Below are 397 nucleotides of genomic sequence, written 5' to 3'. Positions count from 1 at the left end.
TTTCATTACGTGAGCCAACTTTTACCCATATTCCAAGTGCTACACTGCCAATTTGTTGCATTGTGTGTGTGGCGATAGTCAAACCATTACTAAGGCGACTGATATCTACACGCATGTGTTTACGACTCCATTAAACAAGCCAATTGCCTCGTTATCAGGGCAATTGGAATATTCTTGATGTGAATTAATGCAACTAACTTCAATAAGATGCACGTGATTTTAAAGAAATATAATCTTTTACTATTTTTTCATCATTAGCAATACTTATAAAGCGTTCTTCGCGTTCCATTAAATCATTGAGACAAGATGGACATGGGGCATTAATCCCACAGGCATTTTTGATGGCATCAGGAAATTTAGCAGGATGAGCGGTGGAAAGGACGATCATTGGAATATA

Annotated in this window: 1 pseudogene; it reads right to left on the bottom strand. The window is 37.5% G+C overall.

Features of this window, described 5'->3' with window-relative positions:
* Window positions 1–199 precede the first annotated feature (199 nt).
* Window positions 200–397: pseudogene (locus J7R13_RS09285) on the bottom strand (threonine synthase); the annotation flags it as partial.

Source organism: Bartonella taylorii 8TBB (assembly GCF_902825155.1).
GTDB classification, from domain to species: Bacteria; Pseudomonadota; Alphaproteobacteria; order Rhizobiales; family Rhizobiaceae; genus Bartonella; species Bartonella taylorii_A.
Note: the sequence above shows the minus strand (reverse complement) of the source record. Positions and strands in the feature narration are given on the sequence as shown.